Origin of the sequence: Neisseria sicca 4320, assembly GCF_000193735.1 — a bacterium.
Classification (GTDB): domain Bacteria; phylum Pseudomonadota; class Gammaproteobacteria; order Burkholderiales; family Neisseriaceae; genus Neisseria; species Neisseria sicca_E.
On record NZ_AEPF01000052.1, the window covers coordinates 20,547 to 41,808 of the forward strand.

The window sequence follows — 21,262 nt, forward strand, 5'->3', positions numbered from 1 at the left end:
GGAAGAAGAAAGCCGTTTCGAGCATAAAAAACGTCGTCTGAAACCTAAAACCTGTTTTCAGACGACGTTTGCGTCTATTCAACCCGACCTTTACTGCGCACCGACCACGACGATATTCAAGTCTTCGGGGCGGACGCGTTTTTGCCAGGCGGCTTTGACGTCGGCGGCGGTCAGTTTGGCGACGGCTTTGGGGTAGGATTCAAGGTAGTCGTCGGGCAGGTTATAGACACCGATGAGGTTCAAGTAGCCGAGCAGTTTGGCGTTGGAATCGAAACGCAGGGGGAAGCTGCCCGTGATGTTGGCTTTTGCTTGAGCCATTTCTTCTTCGGTCGGACCTTCGGCGATGAACTGCCTGATGACTTCCTGTGCGGCGGCAAGCGAGGCGCGGGCGGCGGGTTTGCGCGAAGAATAAGCGATGGTGAACATGCCTGCCTGACGTTCCGGAGTAAGGTTGCTGTACACGCTGTAGGTGTCGCCCCTCTGATTGCGCAGGACTTCCATCAGGCGGCTGTCGAATCCGCCGCCGCCGAGGACGTAGTTGCCGGCAACAAGCGCGTAGTAATCGGGGTCGTTGCGGGTAATCAGCGGCATTCCGAGCATGATTTGTGCCTGTTCGCCGGCGAAGGGGATGTCGCGGCGTTGTGCAGGATGTTTTTTTGACGGCCGGAACGTCGGCCGATGCGGCGGCACGGTCGGGCAGTCCGGACAATGCGTCTTGCACGAGGCGGTCGGCGCCTTTGCGGTCTATATCGCCGACGATGGCGACGACGGCATTGTTTTTGCCGTAGCGGGTGCGGTAAAACGCGCGGATGTCGTCAAGCGTGATGCCGTTTATGCTTTGTACGGTGGTGTATGCGTCTTTGCCGTAAGGGTGGTCGGGATAAGAGAGGCGCGCCAATGTTCGGGCGGCGGTGAAGTCGGGTTTGGTTTCCTGTTGTTGCAGGAAGGTGGCGGCTTGTGTTTGGTTGCGGCAGAACACAGCTTCGTCGAAACGCGGGCGGGTCAGTGCGCCGTTGAACAGGGAAACGGCTTTTTTGAGTGTGTCCGGACGGCTCAGGCTGCGCAGGGTGGCGGTGGCGGTTTCGTTGTCCGTACCGCTGCCGATTTCAACTGCCAATCCGTTGGTTTGGGCGTTGAAGGTTTCTTCGTCCATTTCTTTTGTGCCGCTGGTCAACAGGGCGGCGGTGAAGGCGGCGGTTTCGCTTTTGCCGTCGGGATCGGACGCGTTGCCTGCGCCTCGGAAGCTGACTGCCATGTCGATAATCGGATTTTCATGCCGCTCGGCCAAGAGGACCTGCACGCCTTGCGGGGTGGTCCAGCGTTGGATGTTGACCGCTGCCTGTACGGACAGGGGCAGGATAAGGGCGAGGAAGGCAGGAGCGTATTTCATTGTTTTTCCTTTCGGACGGTATTCTTCAGGGGCAGTATAGTGCAAGTACGCGGAATGAAACACCCTTTGACGGGAAGGTTACGGCGGTTTAATTGTCTGGCCGCCGAAAATTAAGGGTCGTCTGAAACCTGATTTTCGGTTTCAGACGACCCTTCCATCCTTCGGTCAGATTTGCAATTTATAGTGGATTAACTTTCAACCAGTACGGCGTTGCCTCGCCTTAGCTCAAAGAGAACGATTCTCTAAGGTGCTGAAGCACCAAGTGAATCGGTTCCGTACTATCTGTACTGTCTGCGGCTTCGTCGCCTTGTCCTGATTTAAAGTTAATCCACTATATACCCAAAAAAGAAGGGCGCAATCTTGCGCCCTGTCGAGATGATTTTGAACTGGGGTCGTCTGAAATTCAAAACCGGATTTTCAGACGACCTTTTGCTTACTGCAAGACACTCAATTATGTTCCCAATCGACGTGTTCACTCAAGAAACCGCCGCTTTGGTGCGCCCAGAGTTTGGCGTAGAGGCCTTGTTTCTCGAGCAACTCGGTGTGGCTGCCTTCTTCTATGATGCGGCCTTTGTCCAAGACGATGAGCCTGTCCATCGCGGCAATGGTGGAGAGGCGGTGGGCGATGGCGATGACGGTTTTGCCGTCCATCATTTTGTCGAGGCTTTCTTGGATGGCGGCTTCGACTTCGGAGTCGAGCGCGCTGGTGGCTTCGTCGAGCAGCAGAATCGGCGCATCTTTGAGCATGACGCGGGCGATGGCGATGCGTTGGCGTTGTCCGCCGGAGAGTTTCACGCCGCGTTCGCCGACGTGCGCGTCATAGCCGCGCCGCCCTTTGGCGTCGGAAAGGTTGGGGATGAAGTCGGCGGCTTCGGCGCGTTCGGCGGCGGAAATCATTTCGGCGTCGGTCGCGTCGGGGCGGCCGTAAACGATGTTGTCGCGCACTGAACGGTGCAGCAGCGAGGTGTCTTGCGTGACCAAACCGATTTGGGCGCGCAGGCTTTCTTGGGTCACGCTGTCGACGTTTTGCCCGTCAATCGAAATCGTGCCGCTTTGCGGTTCGTAGAAGCGCAAAAGCAGGTTGACGATGGTGGATTTGCCCGCGCCGCTGCGTCCGATCAAGCCGACTTTTTCGCCCGGGCGGATGGTGAGATTGAAGCCGTTGAGCAGCGGTTTGCCTGCTTCGTAGGAGAAATCGACGTGTTCAAACTTGATTTCGCCTTGCGACACTTTCAGCGGCAGGGCGTTCGGCTTGTCGAGAATGGTGTGCGGTTTGGACAGGGTTACCATGCCGTCGTTGACGGTGCCGATGTTTTCAAACAATCGGGCGGATTCCCACATGATGTATTGCGACAGGCCGTTGACGCGCAACGCCATCGCGGTGGCGGTGGCAACCGCGCCGACGCCGATTTGTCCGTGATACCAAAGCCAGATGCCCAGCGCGGTCGTGCCGGCGGTCAGCGAGCTGTTGACGATGAAGCTGCATGTGTGCAGAAGCGTCGCCAAACGCATTTGGGCGTGTACCGTAACCATAAATTCTTCCATCGACTGCTTGGCGTAGGCCGCTTCGCGCGCGCCGTGGGAGAAGAGTTTGACGGTGGTGATATTGGAATAGGCATCGGTAATGCGGCCGGTCATCAGCGAACGCGCATCCGCCTGACGCGCAGCGGTTTTGCCGAGCTTGGGAATCAGGAAGCGCATCACCAAGGCGAAGCCGATAATCCAGCCGATAAAGGGCAGCAGCAGCCAGCCGTCGAACGAAATCAGAATCACGCCGGAAGTAATGAAATACACCAGCACATAAACAACCATGTCGGCAACCGTCATCACCACGTCGCGCATCGCCAGCGCGGTCTGCATGACTTTGGCGGACACGCGGCCGGCAAATTCGTCCTGATAAAAACCGAGGCTCTGCCCCAGCATCAGGCGGTGGAAATTCCAGCGCAGGCGCATGGGGAAAACGCCTTGCAGGGTTTGCAGGCGCACGTTGGACGCGAGGAAGGTCCAGAGGGCGAAAAACACCATCATTCCCGCCATCGCCGTCAACGCCCAGCCTTTTTCGGCAAACAGGGTGGCAGGCGTGTATTTGCCGAGCCAGTCCACGACTTTGCCCATAAATTGAAACAACAGGGCTTCCATGATGCCGATACCGGCGGTAAACACCGCCAAGACGGCAATCCATTTGCGCACGCCTTCGATGTTGCTCCAGACAAACCGCCACAGCCCTTTTTCAGGCGTTTTCGGGGCGGCTGCGGGATAGGGGTCGATTCGGGATTCGAACCATGAGAATATTTTTTGAATCATTGTATTGTTTTGATTGAGATAGAGTGGATTTCAGACGACCTCTACGGTGGGGACGGGTTGCCAGAAAACAAGTATCGGGGGTTAAAGACATTATTTTACGGGAAAAACCGGCGGGAAGACACCGCGAAGGAGAAATGGGAACGATAATTCGGCAGATGTTTTGCCGAGAGTGTGTTTGCCAATCTGATTTGGGTTTTGCCGAAACAAAGGTCGTCTGAAAATCCGAATGATGTTTTCAGACGACCTTTGAGTTATCGCGGGTTCACTATTATGACAGTTTATCGGGTACGGCTGCTTTCGATGCCGGTTTTGATTTCGCCATAGACTTGCGAGCTGCCGCCCGATCCCGTTGCAGAAGTACAGGCGGCAAGGAAGAAGAGGGCGGTGAGGCTGAGGACGGTTTTCATGGGGTTCCTTTCTTAGGAGTGAAAGAGGCCGTCTGAAACCGTATTTGGTCTTCAGACGGCCTTTTGGGTCATTTAGGATCGCAGCGGAAATGGTATGCGCTGATTTCGAAACCGTTTTTGAAATACAGGCGGTGCGCATCGGCTCGGTTTTGATTGACGTGGACGTTAAGGTGGATTTTGGTCACGCCTGTTTCCGCGCCAATTTTGCGGACTTCAGCCAAAAGGCGGGAGGCGTAGCCTTTGCGGCGGCTTTGCGGCAGGGTAACGATGTCGTCGATGTGGATATGGCGGCCGCTGGCGAGATTGCAGGCTTCGCGGAAGCCGCAGACGGCGACGGCGTTCTGTTTGCCTTCTTCAAAAATGCCTAAGAGTCGGTAGCCGGATGGGCGTTGGATGGTGTTGATTTGTTCGGTGAATTTGCCGATGTCGGTCAATGAAGCACGCAGGACGCTGAGGGCGGCGAAGGCGTTGGATGTGTCTTCGGGCGGGATCTCGCGCAAAACGTAGTCGGCAGCAGCGGCTTGATCAACTTCATTTTCGGCGGCGTGTTTTTCTTCGATGGCTTGTGCCAGTAGGACGCGTTCGGCCGGTTCGCCTTGCGCTTTGTCTTCCTGTTCTTTCAAAAGCTCTTTGCAGTCGATGATGCGCAAATCGTTGTCGGCGGCAAAGTCCATCAGGAAACGGAACATTTGCGGATTGTCTTCTTCGAGTTTTTTATCGACGGCGACGCAGCGGACGTTTTCCACCAAAATGGGGCGCACCCAGTTGGAGTAGGACAATCGGTTGTCTTTGGTGAATGAAGACAATATGCCACACAGGCGTTCTGCCCAGTCGCTGGGACGGAAAATCTTACCTTTGCTGGTTGTGCCGTGAATCACGACTTCGTAGGGGTTGCAGACTAACATGGCGGTTTCCTGTGTAAAGTTTGAAATTCGGGCGGACACATGCAAAAAAGGATATTCAAATTGCCGCTGTTCCTTTTTGCGGGAAGGACGGCGCGGGTCATTCCTGTTTGAATGTACGGTCGGATAGTGGGCGGGATAAATGCTTTGTGTCCGTTTTTGATTGATTTCACTATAAGAATGTTCATGATTATACCGCACAGTCCGGGCTTCGTGGCAGTCGGGCGGATGTATGCCGCCTTTGAGGTCGTCTGAAACTGAAAGAAGCCGGTTTTGCTGAAACAAATAAAGCGGTGCTTGTCCGAACCTTTTTCAGACGACCTGTTTGCCGCAGCGTTGTTTTCTCCGTCCTGCCAACCTGCTTGCATTGATACTGCTTAATTACTTAATTATCGGCTCTCATTCCTGCCCCGCACAGGCGTAGGCGGGAGGCGGTTGACGGCCGGTGTCGTTCAAAAGCAAAGCGAATCAGTTAAAAATAAAAAAGACGCATCATGCGCCCTTTTTGTCTTTGATACGTCGTCTGAAATCCGACTCAGCCTTCAATCTTCTTCGCCTTCCTGCAAACCCTTATCCTGCAAAGTATCCTGCAAAGCAGACTCTTGGGCGGTTTCCACCAAATCGCGTTGCAGGCGTTTGGTGGTTTTCACGCCCAGCGCGCGCAGTTTTTCGGCGCGGCTGACGAGGTTGCCGCGTCCTTGCGAGAGCTGTTTGAAGGCTTGTTGGAACTGGTTTTGCGCTTGGTCGATGTTTTTGCCGACGCCCTCAAGCGTTTGGACGAAGCCTGTGAATTTGTCGTAAAGCCTGCCGCCTTCTGCCGCGATGGCGAGGGCGTTTTGGTTTTGCTGTTCGTTGCGCCAGATGTGGGCGACGGTGCGCAGGGTGGCGAGCAGCGTACTCGGGCCGACCGGCATAATGCGCTTGTCGAAACATTCTTGGAACAGGGCGGCATCGTGTTGCAAGGCGAGCAGGTAGGCGGGTTCGACGGGGATGAACATAAACACGAAGTCCAGCGTGCGCAAGCCTTCGAGGTCGGTATAGTCTTTTTGCGACAGGCTGCGGATGTGGGCGCGGATGCTGGCGACGTGGGCGGCGAGTTCGCGCTCGGCGGTAGCGGCGTCGGCGGCTTGGGTGTAGCGGACGTAGGCGGTCAGCGAGACTTTGGAATCGATGACGATTTGTTTGCCTTCGGGCAGGTTGACGAGGACGTCGGGCTGGAGGCGGCGCGCGCCGTCTTCTTCTTGGCGGATGGCGGCGGCTTGGACAGTGTATTCGCGCCCTTTTTGCAGGCCGGAATGTTCCAAAACGCTTTCTAAAATCATCTCTCCCCAGTTGCCTTGGATCTTGTTTTGCGTGCCGGTAAGGGCGTCGGTGAGGGCTTTGGCGTCGCTGTGCAGTTGGGTGTTGAGGGTTTGCAGGCGTTTGAGTTCGTTTTCGAGGGTCAGCCGTTCGCGCGCTTCTTTTTCATAGGTTTGCTGAACCAGCTCGCTGAAGCCGTGGATGCGTTCGTTGAGCGGGGTCAGCAGTTGGCTGAGGTGGTCGCGGTTTTGCTCGGTGAAGCGGCGGCTTTTCTCTTCCAAAATGGTGTTGGCAAGGTTTTGGAACTGGTCGCCCAAGCTTTGTCGGGCTTCGGCGAGGAGTTTGAGTTTTTCGTCGGCGGCGAGGCGTTCCTGTTCGAGCTGGATGTGGAGGCGTTCGTTGCGGACGTGCAGGTTGTGCGCGTTTTCCTGAAGCTCGGCGTAATCTTGTTTCAGACGACCTGCTTCCAGTTCGCGCTCTTGAAGATAACCAATTTGGCGTTCGGCGGCAGCGAAGCGGTTGCCCAATTCCTGCAATTCACCCTGCAAATCTTGGGCATGATAGCGCGCATCGGCAAGCTCGGCGGCGGTTTGCGCCTGATTTTGTTCGGCAAATTCAAGATGCTGGCGGCACTCGGCAAGCGATTGCATCAGGGCAAACTGCTGCGTCTGCGCCTTGTTGCGGGCGAGCAGCCAAGTGATGAGCGCGCCGGACAGAAAGGCAAGCGCGGCGGTCAGAAGGAGCGGGAGATTCATAGGTCGTCTGAAAACGGAAAAAAGCAAAAACGGCAATATAGCATGTTTGCAGGACAAGCTCGCTGCGCGCTTGCATAGGATAGAGTGGAACGGCGGATAAATGATGTCAAGCGGCGGATTTCAGAACGTAGGGCGCAAACGTGGTACAGCACCGATGTGTTTGGAGCATAAACGGCATCGACGAAACAGAAAGCCTTTTCAGACGACCCTGCCAACCCATAAACACAAACAGGTCGTCTGAAAACCTGAAAACAAGTTTTACACGTTTCGCTGCTCCCAAATAGGGCTTTTACCGCCAACAACTTAGAAAAACCGCCCACTTTGGGCAAAGCGGAACAATGCCACTGCGCCGGATGAGAGATTTATTTAATGAGCGATTTCACAAGAAAACAGCGGATTCAGGTTTGTCGGACAGAGATTTTGGTTTCAGACGACCTGTTTTTGCCAAAAAAGGATAGATAATTTTAAAAATGGCAATGGCGATTATAGTCTGAAGCTAAAAACCAAAAAACCAAGCGGAAAAGTGTTGTTTTTTATCTGATTGAAAAATATGAGAAAAATTTAAAATTCGTCCAAAATGGTGTAATTTGGCAACAAAAAATCCGAGAGCATCTATTCTAAAATAAACAATTTGTAATCGGCTTGTAACTAAGACATCGGTGTCATTCCTCAAGACATCGGTGTCATTTTCAAAACTAAAAATAATTTATCAAATAATTACAATAATCCATTTTTACTGCGTATTTCTTTACTAAAAAACTGTATAATTTATCAATTAAGGCGGTATCATGACCCCTGTCGATACGGCAGACACGCCGACGGCAAATGTAGATGTTATTAAATAACATTTGATCAGTATGAGAAAAGATTACCCGAAATGAAAAATTTATTGACCTTGGCCGCAGCCTCTTTAATAGGTATGGCAGGCGTTACCGCTTCAGCCGCTATGGTTGCCCGCAATATCGAAACCGCTGCAAAAAAATAATTTGAAAACAAACGAAATATTTTAAACGCTTCCCAAACCCCATAAACAACCCTTCCCGCCCAAGGCGGAGCGGCTTTCGGCTATCAACCGATTCCGGCATCAGATGCCGACACAAGCGCGAACCGCAGACCGCCAAGTTCGGCGGAGGGAACAAAAGAAAGAGAGATTACCATGAAAAACTTAATCAAATTGGCAGCCGCCTCCCTGATTGGCATGTCCGGTCTGACCGCCAGCGCGACGACCGTCGCCAAAAACATCGCCGAAGCCGGCAAATAATAAGCCGACCCGACGATATAGTGGATTAACAAAATATAGTGGATTAACAAAAATCAGGACAAGGCGACGAAGCCGCAGACAGTACAGATAGTACGGAACCGATTCACTTGGTGCTTTAGCACCTTAGAGAATCGTTCTCTTTGAGCTAAGGCGAGGCAACGCCGTACTGGTTGAAAGTTAATCCACTATAACATCCGCAACACAAACACAAGAAAGAGACTCAAAATGAAAGAATTAATCAAACTCGCCGCCGCATCCCTGATCGGTATGTCCGGTCTGGCCGCCGGCGCAACCCACATCGCCGACAATATGCGTACTGCGATTAAAAAATAAGCTCGGGCAGTTTTAAAACCCCAAGCTGTTGTAAGTCAAAGCAAAGGTCGTCTGAAAAGTTTCAGACGACCTTTTTTGATTTGTCCGACGGGTCAAACGACGGCGGGACACAAAACATCATCGCAACGGTTCAAACCAAACGATTTGTTCTTTATCGATATGTATCGGCACGGTATCGCCGGCGGGTAAGTGTCCGGCGGGTAACAGGGTGGTCAGTTCGCCGTATTCGGGATGGGCGAAGGTCAGGCGCAGGCTGTCGGGCAGGGGGGGTGAGGGGACAGGGATGCGGCAGGGTGTACCTTGCGGGTCGGGGCAGATGGCGTGCGTAGGGATGTGGCGCGTATCGTCTGTGTTGGGCAGTCCGAGCAGGCGGGCGGCTTGGGTGTTGGCGGGGCGGCGGAAGAGTTCGGCGGGCGTGCCGTATTGGAGGATGCGCCCTTCGTGCATGAGGGCGATATGGTCTGCCAGCGCGGCGGCTTCTTCGGGCGAATGGGTCACGAGGACGGCGGGGATGTTTTGACGGCGGATGCTCTCGTCGGTCAGGCGGTAGAGGCTGTGGCGCAGGTGGGTGTCGAGGCTGGAGAAGGCTTCGTCCAAGAGCAGCAGCGACGGCTTGATAATTAGGGCGCGGGCGAGGGCGAGGCGTTGCTGTTCGCCGCCGGAGAGGCTGCCGGGCTTGCGGCGGGCTTCGTTTTCCAAACCGATGTCGCGCAGCGCCTGCATGGTTTGTGCTTCGATTTCGGCTTTGGGCAGGCGGCGCATTTTGAGTCCGAAACCGACGTTTTCTTGGGCGGTCAGGTGCGGGAACAGGGCGTAGTCTTGAAACATCAGCGAGACGTTGCGCTTTTCGGGCGGGACGGCGGTGATGTTCTGCCCGTCCAGCCAGACTTCGCCGCTGTCGGGTTTGTCGATGCCTGCGATGATTTTGAGCAGGGTGGATTTGCCGCAGCCGGAGCGTCCGAGGACAGCGAGGGTTTCGCCTGCGGACACGGTCAGGCTGATGCGGTCGGCGACGGTTTTGCTGTCGAAGCGTTTGCAGATGTCGGTAAGTCGGAGCATAGGTTTCAGACGACCTTTTGGGGAATCGGGGAAGGAAAACGGCGGGGTTTTGTTTATTGGTTTCGTTCAGCGGCGAATGCTGTCCAGCCAAAGGCTTAGCGAATGTTGCCTGTCGAGCGCGCCGTAGCGTTTGAGGGCTTCGAGGGTAACGAGCTGGGCATCGTGCATCATGGTTTGGGACAACATGGTTTCGACAAGTTGCGAAACGTTCATCAATTCAAACCCTGCGACTTCGCCGTCTTGGTTTTCGGGGCGGACGGTTTCGGGCAGGACGATGTCGAAGATGTGCAGGATTTCGTTGTGGATGCCACGCAATACGGGGCGCAGGCTGTGGATTCGGGCGGCGGGGCGGAGGGTGTCGAGGGCAGGCGGCATCAGTCCGGCTTCTTCTTCGCTTTCGCGGCAGACGGCTTCAAACGGGGTTTCGCCGCTGGCAATGCCGCCGCCGACGAGGTTGTCGAGTTTGTCGGGATCGACAGCTTTGTGCGGGCTGCGGCGGCCTATCCAAAAATGCCAGTCGTCGCCGGTTTGCACCAGTCCGTTGAGGTGGACGGCTTGGCTCATGAGTCCGAACGGGCGGAAGGCGGCGCGTTCCAACGCAAAAAGCACCTTGCCCGCGTCGTCGCACACGTCAAACTTTTCGTCGCGCCAGCCGTGCAGCAGTCCGAGGCTTTTCCATTCGTGCGCCAAGTGCTGCAAACTGTCGCCCATCGCCAGCCAGTTGTCCGTTTGCAGGTAGAGGTCGTCTGAAACTTCAGAAAGCCCTTCCTGCCAGTCTTGTTTGATCCGTTCGCACCAAAACGGATTCAGACGACCCAAAGCCAGCCCGTTCAGATAGAGCGTGTTCCAGTCGTCTGCCGCGCCGTAACTTGCCCGCGCCCAATCGTAGAGCGCGTCGTGGGTGCGGCGGTCGGGCGTTTCGGAAAAACAAGGGCGCGAAGACATGGCTGTTCCCCAATCCAATCAATACATAAACATAAGCGGATTGTATCTGCTCCGCTTCAATTTGCAACCAATCTGCCGACAAGCAGGCGGCACACGCTGCAAAGCCAAACCGTCCGAAAAAGGCTATAATCGTCCCATTTTGTCGGAGGTCCAACACCATGAGCGAATTGAGTGAAATTCTCGCCTATAACCAAAATTTTGTCGAATCGGGCGAATACGAAAAATATTTCACCAACAAATACCCCGGTCGCAAACTGGCCATCCTGTCCTGCATGGACGCGCGCATCATCGAGCTGCTGCCCAACGCGCTCGGACTGAAAAACGGCGACGCCAAGCTCATCAAAAACGCCGGCGCACTCGTTACCCATCCTTGGGGGTCGGTCATGCGCAGCCTTTTGGTCGCCGTGTTCGAACTCAAAGTCAAAGAAATCATGGTCATTGCCCACTACGACTGCGGCATGAAAGGGCTGAACGCCGCCGATTTCCTCGAAAAAGTACGCGAGAACAACATCCCCGACGACCGCATCGAAACCCTGCGCAACGCGGGCATAAACCTCGACAACTGGCTGACCGGTTTTGACAACGTAGAAGACAGCGTCTGCCACACCGTCAAAGTCATCCGCAACCACCCGCTTATGCCCGCCGACATTGCCGTCCACGGACTCGTCATCCATCCGACCACCGGCAAACTCACCCTGGTCGTTGACGGCAGCCCCGAAGCAGAAAGCCTTTCAGACGACCCCGCCAACCCATAAACCCGACAGGTCGTCTGAAACCCAAACAGAGCGCACACCCTACACCCAAGGACACCCATGAAAAACATCGGACTTTTCGGCGGCACCTTCGACCCCATCCACAATGGCCACCTTCATATCGCCCGCGCCTTCGCCGACGAAATCGGACTCGACACCGTCATCTTCCTGCCCGCAGGCGACCCCTACCACAAAGACCCGTCCCGCGCATCCGCCCAAGACCGCCTTATCATGACCGAACTCGCCATCGCCGACGACCCCCGCTTCGCCGCCAGCGACTGCGACATCGTCCGCGACGGCGCGACGTATACCTTCGACACCGTCCAAATCTTCCGCCAGCAATTCCCCGCTGCCCAACTTTGGTGGCTCATGGGCAGCGACAGCCTCATGAAACTGCACACTTGGAAAAAATGGCAGACCCTCGTGCGCCAAACCCACATCGCCGTTGCCATGCGCCAAGGCGACAACCTCAACCAAACCCCGCGCGAACTCCACGCCTGGCTGGGCGAAGCTCTCCAAAACGGCAGCGTCCGCATCCTCAACGCCCCCCTGCACAACACCTCCTCCACTCAAATCCGCCAAATCCTCCAAAGCGGCAGACTTTCAGACGACCTCCCGCCCCAAGTCGCCCGCTACATCCGCGAACACAAACTGTACCAAAGCGGAAAATAGCGTAAATTCATACAGATAAGTTATAATACCGTCCAAACCCCATTTCATTCCCACCATTAGGAAAACAATGAACGAACAAGAACTGCAAGACCTGCAAAAAATGGTCGAAACCGCCGTCGAAGCCCTCGAAGACATCAAAGCCAAAGACATCTCCGTCCTCGAAACCCAAGAAAAAACCTCACTGTTCGCCCGCATGATCATCGCCAGCGGCGACAGCACCCGCCAAGTCAAAGCCCTCGCCAACAACGTCGCCGTCAGCCTCAAAGAAGTCGGCTTCGAAATTCTCAGCACCGAAGGCGACAGCGGCGAATGGACGCTTGTTGACGCAGGCGACCTCGTCGTCCACGTCATGCTGCCCGCCGTCCGCGACTTTTACGACATCGACACCCTCTGGGGCGGCGAAAAACCCAGCTTCCACGCCGGCGCGCAAAAACCCTGGCACGCCGCCGACTAAGCAGCCATCCCAAGCCGTCTGTGCATACAGACGGCCTTATTGCGCACACCGAATCTCTTTTGCCCAAACCGAAATTTTCAGACGACCCCTTGACCGAACAACAACAATATCGGCTTCAAGAATCCCGTTTCAACATCATTCGTCAAACCCAAAGGTCGTCTGAAAACTTTCAGACGACCCATCCGACCAAGGAAACCCATGAACATCACCGTCCTCGCCGTCGGCACCAAAATGCCCCGCTGGGTGGACGAAGCCGTCGGCGAATACGCCAAACGCTTCGGACGCGACGTCGCCTACACCCTCAAAGAAATCAAACCCGAAAAACGCGGCGCAGGCGTCAACGCCGCACAAGGCATGGCGGCGGAAGAAAAACGCATCCTCGAAGCCATCCCGCAAGGCGCGTTCCTCGTCGTCCTCGACGAACGCGGCAAAGCCCCGACCTCCGTCGAGCTGGCGGAACATCTCAAAAGCTGGCAGCAAAACGGCGAACACGTCTGCTTCGTCATCGGCGGCGCCGACGGCATGACCGACCGCCTCAAACAACAAGCCCGCATGATGATGCGCCTCTCCAGCCTTACCCTCCCGCACGGCATGGTGCGCGTCCTTCTGACCGAACAGCTCTACCGCGCCGTCTCCATCCTCCACAACCATCCCTACCACCGCGAATAGCAAAAGCCGTACCCATAGGCAGGCTTCGCATATTTATTAACAAATAATCACCTGAAATCATAGGATTTTTTTGTTATAAACAATTTAATCAAGAAAACTCTTGACACATTTCCGGAATGAAAGTATAGTTCTGTTTTATGACGCGGGATGGAGCAGCATGGTAGCTCGTCGGGCTCATAACCCGAAGGTCGTAGGTTCGAATCCTGCTCCCGCAACCAATTTCAAAAACCCTCGGTTTTCCGAGGGTTTTTTGTTGTCTGCCGTCTATACATGAAAGTGGCAAATCGGCATGAGAAATATCCGGAATTCTAATAAATATCGGCAAAACCGCAAACAGTATGTTTCTGTATTTGAGAGATAAATAGATTCAAATAGAAACAGGATATTTCCTCTCACCGCCATTCTCCCTCCATCGGAATGGTTTCTTAAAAAGGTCAATAATATGGGGATGGGGAGTTAGCGTATCCTGTCTTGTGTAGCGTGAAACGGCGGATGGTTGGCGGGATGATTTCACTTTACCGTCTAAAATACCAAAGGTCGTCTGAAACTTTCAGACGACCTTTCCATCTTTTTGCTCAATCAGCCGGAAGAAATCAGCGTTTTTTCTTGGCGTTTTTCTTTTCGGCGGCGGCAAGGCGCATGGCGACGAATTCGACCATCAGCTCTTTTTTCGTCCAGAAGAAGTTTTTCATTTTTTCCAGAGAATAGATTTTGCGCACCATCATGGGCAGGCCGGCATGGATGATGGCGGCGACTTCGCCGTTGCGGGTTTCGTCCGCCATGGCGGTTTTGAGGTCGGTTTGGTTGGCGGCGAGGTAGTCGCCGATTTGTTTTTGAACGCTGGCGCTGATTTCAAATTGCTTAATCATGTTTTCTTTCCGTTTTGTGTTTGTCCTGCGGGGGCTGGGCATATTAGTTTAATTACATATGCATTTTAACAAAATTTAATCTTATTGCATATAAACAGTATGAAATCATGATGTGATTTATCATTTTTCGGGCGTAAAACAGACAGTCGTTGACATAAAGAAAACAGCCGCTGCGGTTTGGCGGGTAAAATATGCGTTTTCGAGCGTGAGGTCGTCTGAAAATGTATTTGTGGTTTAAACTATTTCATGTGTTTTTGGTCATTTCGTGGTTCGCCGGGCTGTTTTACCTGCCGCGGATTTTTGTGAATTTGGCGCAGGTCGAAGCGGCGGAGCAGCCGGTGGAATATGAGCGGCTCTCGGCAATGTCGCGGCGGCTGTATAAGTTTATGTCGCCGTTGGGCTTCGGGACGCTGGTGTTCGGCATTTTGATTCCGTTTGTTACGGGGTGGTGGGGGCAGGGCTGGCTGCATGTGAAGCTGTTGATGGGTCTGCTGCTTTTGGCTTATCAATTTTATTGCGGCGCGCTGCTTCGCGGTTTTGAGGAAAAACGCAATACGCATTCGCACAAGTGGTACAGGGTGTTTAACGAAGTGCCTGTATTGATGATGGTCGTCGCTTTGTATATGGTGGTGTTCAAACCGTTTTGATGCGTTTGCAAAACTGGCAAAACCTGTTTTCAGACGACCTTCTTTTATATTGGAATCAAACAGATGACTATTGAAATCGAACGCCGCTTCCTGTTGAAAAACGATGACTGGAAGCGCGAAGCCTCTGCGCCGCAGGTGTTGCAACAGGGCTATTTGAGTGTGGAAAAAGAGCGCACCATCCGCGTGCGCATTATTGACGACAAGGCTTGGCTGACTTTGAAAGGCTATATTTCGGATGTCAGCCGCAGCGAGTTTGAATACGAAATTCCTTTGGCGCACGCGCAGCAGATGATGGAGACGATGTGTCCGTTTAAGATGGAAAAACACCGTTATCGGGTGGAGTTTAAGGGCTTTGTGTTTGAAATCGACGAGTATTTCGGCGACAACGCGCCTTTGGTGGTGGCGGAACTTGAGCTGCCTGCGGAAGATACGCCCTTTGAAAAACCGGACTGGCTGGGCGCGGAGATTACGTCGGAAGGAAAATTTACCAATGCGTATTTGAGCAAACATCCTTATTCGACTTGGTAGGCGGGTTTGGGAATAACGGCACGCCGCTGATACTGGTCGCGGATTGTAGCGTCTTTGCCCACAAGGAAACGGTTGGGTTGATTGTCCAAATTAGGATTTGATCGGCAGATTCGCGGGCGAAGCCTGCGCTACGGCTGGTTTAATTTAATTCACTGTATCGGCTTGTTTAAGAATCACAAAGGTCGTCTGAAAACGTGTCTTCAGACGACCTTTTGACTTTTTAGCCGATTTTAAGGTTGGTAGCCGGGTTTCATGCCGTTGGGCAGGAGTTGCCAGACGTAGCCTGTGGTTTTCATTTTGCCGGCGACTTCGCCTGCTTCGTCGCCATAGCCCCAGAAGTAGTCGACGCGGACGGCGCCTTTAATCGCGCTGCCTGTGTCTTGCGCCATGATGAGGCGGTTGAGGGCTTTTTTGGTGGTCGGATGGGCGGTGGCGACAAACAGCGGCGCGCCTAAGGTAATGTAGTGGCGGTCGATGGCACCTGCGTATTCACCCAAGAGCGGTGTGCCCAATGCGCCGACCGGTCCGGCTTCGCTGCTGCCGGTCAGTTCGCGGAAGAAGATGTAGCTGGGGTTTTGTCCCAAGACTTCGGCGAGGCGGCCGGGGTTTTTGCTTCATGTAGGCTTTGATGCCCTGCATGCTGGTTTGTGCGAGGGGGAGGTAGCCTTTGTCTGCCATGTAGCGTCCGATGGAGACGTAGGGGTGTTCGTTTTTATCGGCGAATCCGACGCGGATGTATTTGCCGGACGGGGTTTTCAGACGACCTGAACCTTGGATGTGCATGAAGAAGAGTTCGACGGGGTCTTCTGCGTAACCGAGGATGGGGGCTTTGCCGTTGAGCGCGCCGCCATTGATTTGGTTGCGGGTGTAATAAGGAACGAAGCGGCTGCCTTCAAATCTGCCTTTGAGGGCGGTGCTGCGGGCGGTAATGGGGAATTGGGACAGGTCGGCGGTATGTGTGCCGCTGTTGTCGATGACGCCGCTGTTGGCACCGGTTTGGCGGATGCGGACGGTGGCTTTGCTGCCCCTCAAATTGGCAGAAAGTGGGACGGAAACGAAGTCGTTGGGGATGCCGTAGATGGGGAAGCGGGCTTTGCTTGTGGCTTTGTCATCGCCGAGCAGGACGGGTTCGTAGTAGCCGGTGATGGTACCGGCGGGGTTGCCGTTGTTGCTGACCTGCCAAGGGGTGAAATAGCGTTCGAAGAAATGCTTGGCTTGGAAATGGTGGACGGGCGTCTGCATGGCTTGGGCGCACACGTCTTGCCAGCCTGCGCGGTTTTTGAGTTTTTCGCAGCCTAAGCGGAAGGATTGGAGGCTTTTGGTGAAGTGTTGGGTGCTCCAGTGCGGCAGTTCTGGGTGAGACACGACGGTGTAGGTCGCGCCACCGCCGCTGACGGTGGTGCCGACGGGGTCGGGCGTGCCGGTCGGGCGGTCCGGACCTTTGATGGTAATCGTATCGGTTTCGGGGAGTTTTTTGATGCGTTTGCTCGGGCAGGCGGAGAGGATGGCTGCGGCGATGGTGAGGAGTGTGATGCGGTATAGGTGTTTTTTCATAATGTTGTCTTAAAGGTCGTCTGAAATCGGGTGGATGGGAACGTGGTTTGCAGACGGGATATTGGTTCGTTTATTCAAGAGCTTGGGATTCTAACACAGTTTTTCCGCCTGCTTCGGCTCAAGGCGTGAGGTCGTCTGAACGCGGATGGGGCGGGTTTTCAGACGACTTTGTGTGTTGTGGCAGATATTGTTTAAGGACGGGAATATATTTTGACTGCCGTATCGGCTGTTGGGAGACGCGCTGTTTGCGGAAAACCGGTATGTTTGTCCGATACTTTCGTCATTTCCTTGTTAATATTCGTAACTGTGTTTATTACTTAAAAATAAAAATTATTTGCATTTGTTTAATTATCGGTTTATAAATATTTAGGCATAAGGTCGTCTGAATTTTATTGGAGAGGATTTATTGCAGCCGAATAGAATAGATAAGGCGGCGGGCGAAACGGATTGGGTAAAAGAATAAATGGTTTAGTTTTGGATATTAAGTTTTAAGGTTTGTTTTATATATGTTGATTGCTTTTTTGATTATGTTGCGCGAGGGTATCGAGGCGGCTTTGATCGTCGGTATCGTCGCGGGTTTTTTGAAACAGTCGGGACATTCGCGGCTGATGCCTAAGGTGTGGCTGGGCGTGGCTTTGGCTGCGCTGATGTGTTTGGGCATCGGATACGGCATCCATTCGGCAACGGGCGAGATTCCGCAGAAAGAACAGGAATTTGTGGTCGGCGTTATCGGTTTGGTGGCGGTGGCGATGCTGACTTATATGATTTTATGGATGAAAAAAGCCGCCCGTTCGATGAAGCAGCAGCTTCAGGATTCGGTTCAGACCGCCTTAAACCGCGGCAACGGCCAAGGTTGGGCTTTGGTCGGCATGGCGTTTCTGGCTGTGGCGCGCGAGGGGCTGGAGAGCGTGTTTTTCCTCTTGGCGGTGTTTCAGCAGAGTCCGACTTGGTCTATGCCCGTCGGCGCGGTATTGGGGCTACTGGCCGCAGTGGTCATCGGCGCGCTGATTTATCAAGGCGGTATGCGTCTGAATCTAGCGAAGTTTTTCCGCTGGACGGGCGCGTTTTTGATTGTGGTCGCCGCCGGTTTGGTGGCTGGTTCGCTGCGCGCGCTGCATGAAGCGGGCGTGTGGAACCACCTGCAAGAGGTGGTGTTTGATTCTTCCAAATACCTGCATGAAGACAGCCCGCTGGGTGTGCTGCTCGGCGGCTTCTTCGGCTATACAGACCACCCGACGCAGGGCGAGGTGCTGGCGTGGCTGCTGTATTTGGTTCCGGTCATGATTTGGTTTCTGCACGGCAGCAGGCCCGCCGCGGTGCAGAGGTCGTCTGAAAGCCATTAGTGGCGCTTAAAAATTCCGTATCTCATTCTTATCAACATGCCAAAGAGGTTTGAAATGAAAAAACTCAATATAACTGCTTTATCCGTGATGCTGGCTTTGGGTCTGACCGCGTGTCAGCCGCCCGAAGCGGAAAAATCCGCACCTGCCGCGTCAGGTGCATCAAGCGCGAATGCCGGCGGCGCCGTCAACGTCGGCGTGAACGACACCGCCTGCGAACCGATGGAACTGACCGTACCGAGCGGACAAGTCGTGTTCAACATCAAAAACAACAGCGGCCGCAAGCTGGAATGGGAAATCCTCAAAGGCGTGATGGTGGTCGACGAACGCGAAAACATCGCCCCCGGACTTTCCGACAAAATGACCGTTACCCTGCTGCCGGGCGAATACGAAATGACCTGCGGCCTTTTGACCAACCCGCGCGGCAAGCTGGTGGTAACCGACAGCGGCTTTAAAGACACCGGCAACGAAGCCGATTTGGAAAAACTCGCCAAGCCGCTTGCCGACTATAAAGTGTACGTCCAAGGTGAAGCCAAAGAGCTGGTTGCCAAAACCAAAGCCTTCACCGACGCCGTCAAAGCGGGCGACATCGAAAAAGCCAAATCCCTGTTTGCCGCCACCCGCACCCACTACGAACGCATCGAGCCGATTGCCGAACTCTTCAACGAACTCGACCCCGCCATCGACGCGCGTGAAGACGACTTCAAAGACAAAACCGAAGACGCGGCCTTCACCGGCTTCCACCGCATCGAACACGCCCTGTGGGTCAAAAAAGACGTCTCCGGCGTGAAAGACATTGCCGACAAACTCATGAAAGACGTTGAAGCCCTGCAAAAAGAAATCGACGCCCTCTCCTTCCCGCCAAACAAAGTCGTCGGCGGAGCGGCAGTGTTGATTGAAGAAGTTGCCGGCAGCAAAATCAGCGGCGAAGAAGACCGTTACAGCCACACCGACTTGAGCGACTTCCAAGCCAACATCGAAGGCGCGCAAAAAATCGTCGAACTCTTCCGTCCGATGATTGCCGAGAAAAACAAAGCCCTGCTCGAGAAAGTCGATGCCAACTTCAAACAAGTGATCGACATCCTCGCCAAATACAAAACCAAAGACGGCTTTGAAACCTACGACAAACTCAGCGACGCAGACCGCAAAACCCTTCAGGCACCGATTAACGCCCTTGCCGAAGACCTGAGCCAACTGCGCGGCACACTGGGTCTCAAATAAACCAGACCCGCCCGTTTCAGACGACCTTTTGCCATTCAAGGGGTCGTCTGAAAACCTATCGCTGATACCCTCTCCCACGAAAGGGAACTGTTGTAGCGTGGGCTTTGCCCACGAAAACCCAAAGCCTTACAGCCCTGTAGGTCGGATACTTGTATCCGACAAAGCATAAACCGCGACACACCTTGCCGTCATGCCAAACGTCGGATTCAAGAATCCGACCTACATTCAGCAATCGTAGGTTGGGTCGAGACCCAACAAAACCTCTTCATTCCAACGTTTTGTCAGGTTTACCAACCCAACCTAACCCTGCCGTCAGCCCGTAACGTAGGCTTTGCCCACAAAAAAACTAAAACCGCGGCACACCTTGCCGCCATACCAAAATACATTCAGGAATCGTACATTGCTTACCGTGTATCGGATTGACCGACAATTCAAAGTTTTCAGACGACCTTAAACGTCGTCTGAACATTCGACATAGCAAACTGTAAACGCAACACCCGCGTACCTACCGCAGCCCGAATCCCCCGCAAAGGACTCCGCCATGAGCCAAGACAACAACCCACAACCCGCCCAACCGACCAAACGCACCCTGTTCAAAACCGTCCTCGCCGCAGGCGCAGCCGGCGCGGCAGGCTGGTTTGCCGGCAAACAACAAGGCGAAACCGCCGCCGAGACCCGCCACAACGAACACTCCCCGCAAGCCTACCCCTGCTACGGCGCCCACCAGGCCGGCATCACCACCCCGCACCAACTCTTCGGCATCATGTGCGCCTTCGATGTCACCGCCAAAGACCCCAAACAACTCGAAAACCTCTTCCGCACCCTCACCGCCCGCATCGAATTCCTCACCCAAGGCGGCGAATACCAAGACGGCGACGAAAAACTCCCCCCCGCAGGCAGCGGCCTGCTCGGCAAAACATTCCGCCCCGACGGCCTCACCATCACCGTCGGCGTCGGCAGCAGCCTCTTTGACGACCGCTTCGGACTCAAAGACAAAAAACCCCGCCACCTCCAAGAAATGCGCGACTTTCCCAACGACCGCCTCCAAAAATCATGGTGCGACGGCGACCTCAGCCTCCAAATCTGCGCCTTCACCCCCGAAACCTGCCAGGCCGCCCTGCGCGACATCATCAAAAACACCGCCCAAACCGCCGTCATCCGCTGGAGCATAGACGGCTGGCTGCCCAAAGCCGAACCCGGCGCCATCGCCGCCCGCAACCTCTTAGGCTTCCGCGACGGCTCCGGCAACCCCGACGTATCCGATCCCAAAATTGCCGACCAAGTCCTCTGGACAGGCATCGCCGCCAACAGCCAAGACGAACCCGCCTGGGCGAAAAACGGCAGCTACCAAGCCGTCCGCCTCATCCGCCACTTCGTCGAATTCTGGGATAGAACCCCCTTGCAGGAACAAACCGAAATCTTCGGCCGACGCAAATACAGCGGTGCCCCCATGGACGGCAAAAAAGAGGGCGACACCGCCGACTTCGCCAAAGACCCCGACGGCAAAACCACCCCCAAAGACAGCCACATGAGGCTCGCCAACCCGCGCGACCCCGAGTTCATGAAAAAACACCTGCTCTACCGCCGCACCTTCAACTACTCCCGCGGCCTCGCCGCCAACGGCCAGCTCGACGTCGGCTTGGTGTTCATCTGCTACCAAGCCAACCTCGCCGACGGCTTCATCTTCGTCCAAAACCTGCTCAACGGCGAACCGCTGGAAGAATACATCAGCCCCTTCGGCGGCGGCTATTTCTTCATCCTCCCCGGTGTAGAAAAAGGCGGCTTCCTCGCCCAAACCCTGCTCAGCGCGTGAATACAGGTCGTCTGAAATCTGACGGCGCATAGGCTCTATCCGTCAAACTCTCCCTGAAAAAGGTCGTCTGAAAAGCAGAATCCGGTAT

Annotated in this window: 18 protein-coding genes, 1 tRNA gene and 2 pseudogenes; 11 read left to right on the top strand and 10 right to left on the bottom strand. The window is 54.5% G+C overall.

Annotated features, from left to right (window positions below):
* Nucleotides 1-90 precede the first annotated feature (90 nt).
* Nucleotides 91-835: pseudogene (locus NSCA4_RS15990) on the bottom strand (M16 family metallopeptidase).
* Between NSCA4_RS15990 and NSCA4_RS16275 the strand changes: the two are divergent.
* A complete protein-coding gene (locus NSCA4_RS16275; RefSeq protein WP_016687110.1) occupies nucleotides 716-1,504 on the top strand; it encodes a hypothetical protein in 789 nt (262 codons plus the stop codon). The pseudogene NSCA4_RS15990 and the gene NSCA4_RS16275 overlap by 120 nt on opposite strands.
* Before the next feature lie 333 nt (nucleotides 1,505-1,837).
* Here NSCA4_RS16275 and NSCA4_RS0104985 read toward each other — a convergent pair whose 3' ends face one another.
* The 6 genes from NSCA4_RS0104985 to NSCA4_RS0105030 all read right to left on the bottom strand — a co-directional run bounded on the left by NSCA4_RS0104985 (nucleotide 1,838) and on the right by NSCA4_RS0105030 (nucleotide 10,655).
* Nucleotides 1,838-3,694, bottom strand: coding sequence for an ABC transporter ATP-binding protein (locus tag NSCA4_RS0104985; protein ID WP_016687111.1), 1,857 nt, complete (start codon nucleotides 3,692-3,694; stop codon nucleotides 1,838-1,840).
* A 278-nt stretch (nucleotides 3,695-3,972) separates the two neighbouring features.
* The gene (locus tag NSCA4_RS16000) at nucleotides 3,973-4,101 is read right to left on the bottom strand and encodes a hypothetical protein (RefSeq protein ID WP_016687112.1); all 129 of its coding nucleotides are present in this window, start codon (nucleotides 4,099-4,101) and stop codon (nucleotides 3,973-3,975) included.
* 68 nt (nucleotides 4,102-4,169) lie between these two features.
* Nucleotides 4,170-5,006 carry a GNAT family N-acetyltransferase gene (locus NSCA4_RS0104995; protein WP_016687113.1) on the bottom strand — a complete coding sequence of 279 codons (837 nt, stop codon included), beginning with the start codon at nucleotides 5,004-5,006 and terminating at the stop codon, nucleotides 4,170-4,172.
* Nucleotides 5,007-5,545: 539 nt separating this feature from the next.
* On the bottom strand, nucleotides 5,546-7,057 hold the full coding sequence (locus tag NSCA4_RS0105005) for a DNA recombination protein RmuC (RefSeq protein ID WP_016687115.1): 1,512 nt from the start codon (nucleotides 7,055-7,057) through the stop codon (nucleotides 5,546-5,548).
* Between the two features lie 1,711 nt (nucleotides 7,058-8,768).
* Nucleotides 8,769-9,710, bottom strand: coding sequence for an ABC transporter ATP-binding protein (locus NSCA4_RS0105025; protein WP_016687119.1), 942 nt, complete (start codon nucleotides 9,708-9,710; stop codon nucleotides 8,769-8,771).
* A gap of 66 nt (nucleotides 9,711-9,776) precedes the next feature.
* The gene (locus NSCA4_RS0105030; protein ID WP_016687120.1) at nucleotides 9,777-10,655 is read right to left on the bottom strand and encodes an NUDIX hydrolase; all 879 of its coding nucleotides are present in this window, start codon (nucleotides 10,653-10,655) and stop codon (nucleotides 9,777-9,779) included.
* A 158-nt stretch (nucleotides 10,656-10,813) separates the two neighbouring features.
* Between NSCA4_RS0105030 and NSCA4_RS0105035 the strand changes: the two genes are divergently transcribed.
* The 3 genes from NSCA4_RS0105035 (at nucleotide 10,814) to rsfS (ending at nucleotide 12,533) form a co-directional block, all read left to right on the top strand.
* Entirely contained in the window at nucleotides 10,814-11,410 is a 597-nt protein-coding gene (locus NSCA4_RS0105035) for a beta-class carbonic anhydrase (protein WP_016687121.1), read from the top strand.
* Nucleotides 11,411-11,467: 57 nt separating this feature from the next.
* Nucleotides 11,468-12,079 (top strand): nicotinate-nucleotide adenylyltransferase, encoded by a 612-nt coding sequence (gene nadD, locus NSCA4_RS0105040; protein ID WP_016687122.1) that lies wholly within the window; start codon nucleotides 11,468-11,470, stop codon nucleotides 12,077-12,079.
* A 67-nt stretch (nucleotides 12,080-12,146) separates the two neighbouring features.
* Nucleotides 12,147-12,533: a ribosome silencing factor gene (rsfS, locus tag NSCA4_RS0105045; protein WP_016687123.1), complete on the top strand. Its 387-nt coding sequence runs from the start codon at nucleotides 12,147-12,149 to the stop codon at nucleotides 12,531-12,533.
* A gap of 77 nt (nucleotides 12,534-12,610) precedes the next feature.
* On the opposite strand, the gene NSCA4_RS16005 is transcribed toward rsfS, so the two are convergent.
* Nucleotides 12,611-12,733 carry a hypothetical protein gene (locus NSCA4_RS16005; RefSeq protein ID WP_255265274.1) on the bottom strand — a complete coding sequence of 41 codons (123 nt, stop codon included), beginning with the start codon at nucleotides 12,731-12,733 and terminating at the stop codon, nucleotides 12,611-12,613.
* On the opposite strand from NSCA4_RS16005, the gene rlmH reads away from it, so the two are divergent.
* Together rlmH and NSCA4_RS0105060 are read left to right on the top strand one after the other, a co-directional pair.
* A complete protein-coding gene (rlmH, locus tag NSCA4_RS0105055; protein ID WP_016687125.1) occupies nucleotides 12,732-13,202 on the top strand; it encodes a 23S rRNA (pseudouridine(1915)-N(3))-methyltransferase RlmH in 471 nt (156 codons plus the stop codon). The two genes, NSCA4_RS16005 and rlmH, sit on opposite strands and share 2 nt — an antisense overlap.
* A gap of 141 nt (nucleotides 13,203-13,343) precedes the next feature.
* Nucleotides 13,344-13,420 (top strand) — tRNA-Met (locus tag NSCA4_RS0105060).
* Nucleotides 13,421-13,795: 375 nt separating this feature from the next.
* On the opposite strand, the gene NSCA4_RS0105065 is transcribed toward NSCA4_RS0105060, so the two are convergent.
* A complete protein-coding gene (locus NSCA4_RS0105065; protein WP_016687126.1) occupies nucleotides 13,796-14,071 on the bottom strand; it encodes a hypothetical protein in 276 nt (91 codons plus the stop codon).
* Nucleotides 14,072-14,292: 221 nt separating this feature from the next.
* On the opposite strand from NSCA4_RS0105065, the gene NSCA4_RS0105070 reads away from it, so the two are divergent.
* Together NSCA4_RS0105070 and NSCA4_RS0105075 are read left to right on the top strand one after the other, a co-directional pair.
* A complete protein-coding gene (locus NSCA4_RS0105070) occupies nucleotides 14,293-14,718 on the top strand; it encodes a CopD family protein (protein WP_016687127.1) in 426 nt (141 codons plus the stop codon).
* Between the two features lie 63 nt (nucleotides 14,719-14,781).
* Nucleotides 14,782-15,246 carry a CYTH domain-containing protein gene (locus NSCA4_RS0105075; RefSeq protein ID WP_016687128.1) on the top strand — a complete coding sequence of 155 codons (465 nt, stop codon included), beginning with the start codon at nucleotides 14,782-14,784 and terminating at the stop codon, nucleotides 15,244-15,246.
* 230 nt (nucleotides 15,247-15,476) lie between these two features.
* Here the strand turns inward: NSCA4_RS0105075 and mltA are convergent.
* A pseudogene (gene mltA / locus NSCA4_RS12845) lies at nucleotides 15,477-16,800 on the bottom strand (murein transglycosylase A).
* 506 nt (nucleotides 16,801-17,306) lie between these two features.
* Between mltA and efeU the strand changes: the two are divergent.
* The 3 genes from efeU to efeB all read left to right on the top strand — a co-directional run bounded on the left by efeU (nucleotide 17,307) and on the right by efeB (nucleotide 21,174).
* Nucleotides 17,307-18,143, top strand: coding sequence for an iron uptake transporter permease EfeU (gene efeU, locus NSCA4_RS0105085; protein WP_003775827.1), 837 nt, complete (start codon nucleotides 17,307-17,309; stop codon nucleotides 18,141-18,143).
* A gap of 54 nt (nucleotides 18,144-18,197) precedes the next feature.
* The gene (gene efeO, locus NSCA4_RS0105090) at nucleotides 18,198-19,361 is read left to right on the top strand and encodes an iron uptake system protein EfeO (RefSeq protein ID WP_016687129.1); all 1,164 of its coding nucleotides are present in this window, start codon (nucleotides 18,198-18,200) and stop codon (nucleotides 19,359-19,361) included.
* A gap of 541 nt (nucleotides 19,362-19,902) precedes the next feature.
* Complete coding sequence (gene efeB, locus NSCA4_RS0105095; RefSeq protein ID WP_016687130.1) at nucleotides 19,903-21,174, top strand: iron uptake transporter deferrochelatase/peroxidase subunit; 1,272 nt, start codon at nucleotides 19,903-19,905, stop codon at nucleotides 21,172-21,174.
* Nucleotides 21,175-21,262: the final 88 nt, after the last annotated feature.

Coding starts and splice junctions, on each gene's coding strand:
- NSCA4_RS0105075 (WP_016687128.1), top strand. CDS start 14,782: ATGACTATTGAAATCGAACGCCGCTTCCTGTTGAAAAACGATGACTGG.
- efeO (WP_016687129.1), top strand. CDS start 18,198: ATGAAAAAACTCAATATAACTGCTTTATCCGTGATGCTGGCTTTGGGT.
- NSCA4_RS0105065 (WP_016687126.1), bottom strand. CDS start 14,071: ATGATTAAGCAATTTGAAATCAGCGCCAGCGTTCAAAAACAAATCGGC.
- NSCA4_RS16000 (WP_016687112.1), bottom strand. CDS start 4,101: ATGAAAACCGTCCTCAGCCTCACCGCCCTCTTCTTCCTTGCCGCCTGT.
- efeU (WP_003775827.1), top strand. CDS start 17,307: ATGTTGATTGCTTTTTTGATTATGTTGCGCGAGGGTATCGAGGCGGCT.
- rlmH (WP_016687125.1), top strand. CDS start 12,732: ATGAACATCACCGTCCTCGCCGTCGGCACCAAAATGCCCCGCTGGGTG.
- NSCA4_RS0105005 (WP_016687115.1), bottom strand. CDS start 7,057: ATGAATCTCCCGCTCCTTCTGACCGCCGCGCTTGCCTTTCTGTCCGGC.
- NSCA4_RS0105070 (WP_016687127.1), top strand. CDS start 14,293: ATGTATTTGTGGTTTAAACTATTTCATGTGTTTTTGGTCATTTCGTGG.
- NSCA4_RS0105030 (WP_016687120.1), bottom strand. CDS start 10,655: ATGTCTTCGCGCCCTTGTTTTTCCGAAACGCCCGACCGCCGCACCCAC.
- NSCA4_RS0104985 (WP_016687111.1), bottom strand. CDS start 3,694: ATGATTCAAAAAATATTCTCATGGTTCGAATCCCGAATCGACCCCTAT.
- rsfS (WP_016687123.1), top strand. CDS start 12,147: ATGAACGAACAAGAACTGCAAGACCTGCAAAAAATGGTCGAAACCGCC.
- NSCA4_RS0105025 (WP_016687119.1), bottom strand. CDS start 9,710: ATGCTCCGACTTACCGACATCTGCAAACGCTTCGACAGCAAAACCGTC.
- nadD (WP_016687122.1), top strand. CDS start 11,468: ATGAAAAACATCGGACTTTTCGGCGGCACCTTCGACCCCATCCACAAT.
- NSCA4_RS0105035 (WP_016687121.1), top strand. CDS start 10,814: ATGAGCGAATTGAGTGAAATTCTCGCCTATAACCAAAATTTTGTCGAA.
- NSCA4_RS0104995 (WP_016687113.1), bottom strand. CDS start 5,006: ATGTTAGTCTGCAACCCCTACGAAGTCGTGATTCACGGCACAACCAGC.
- NSCA4_RS16005 (WP_255265274.1), bottom strand. CDS start 12,733: ATGGGTTTCCTTGGTCGGATGGGTCGTCTGAAAGTTTTCAGACGACCT.
- efeB (WP_016687130.1), top strand. CDS start 19,903: ATGAGCCAAGACAACAACCCACAACCCGCCCAACCGACCAAACGCACC.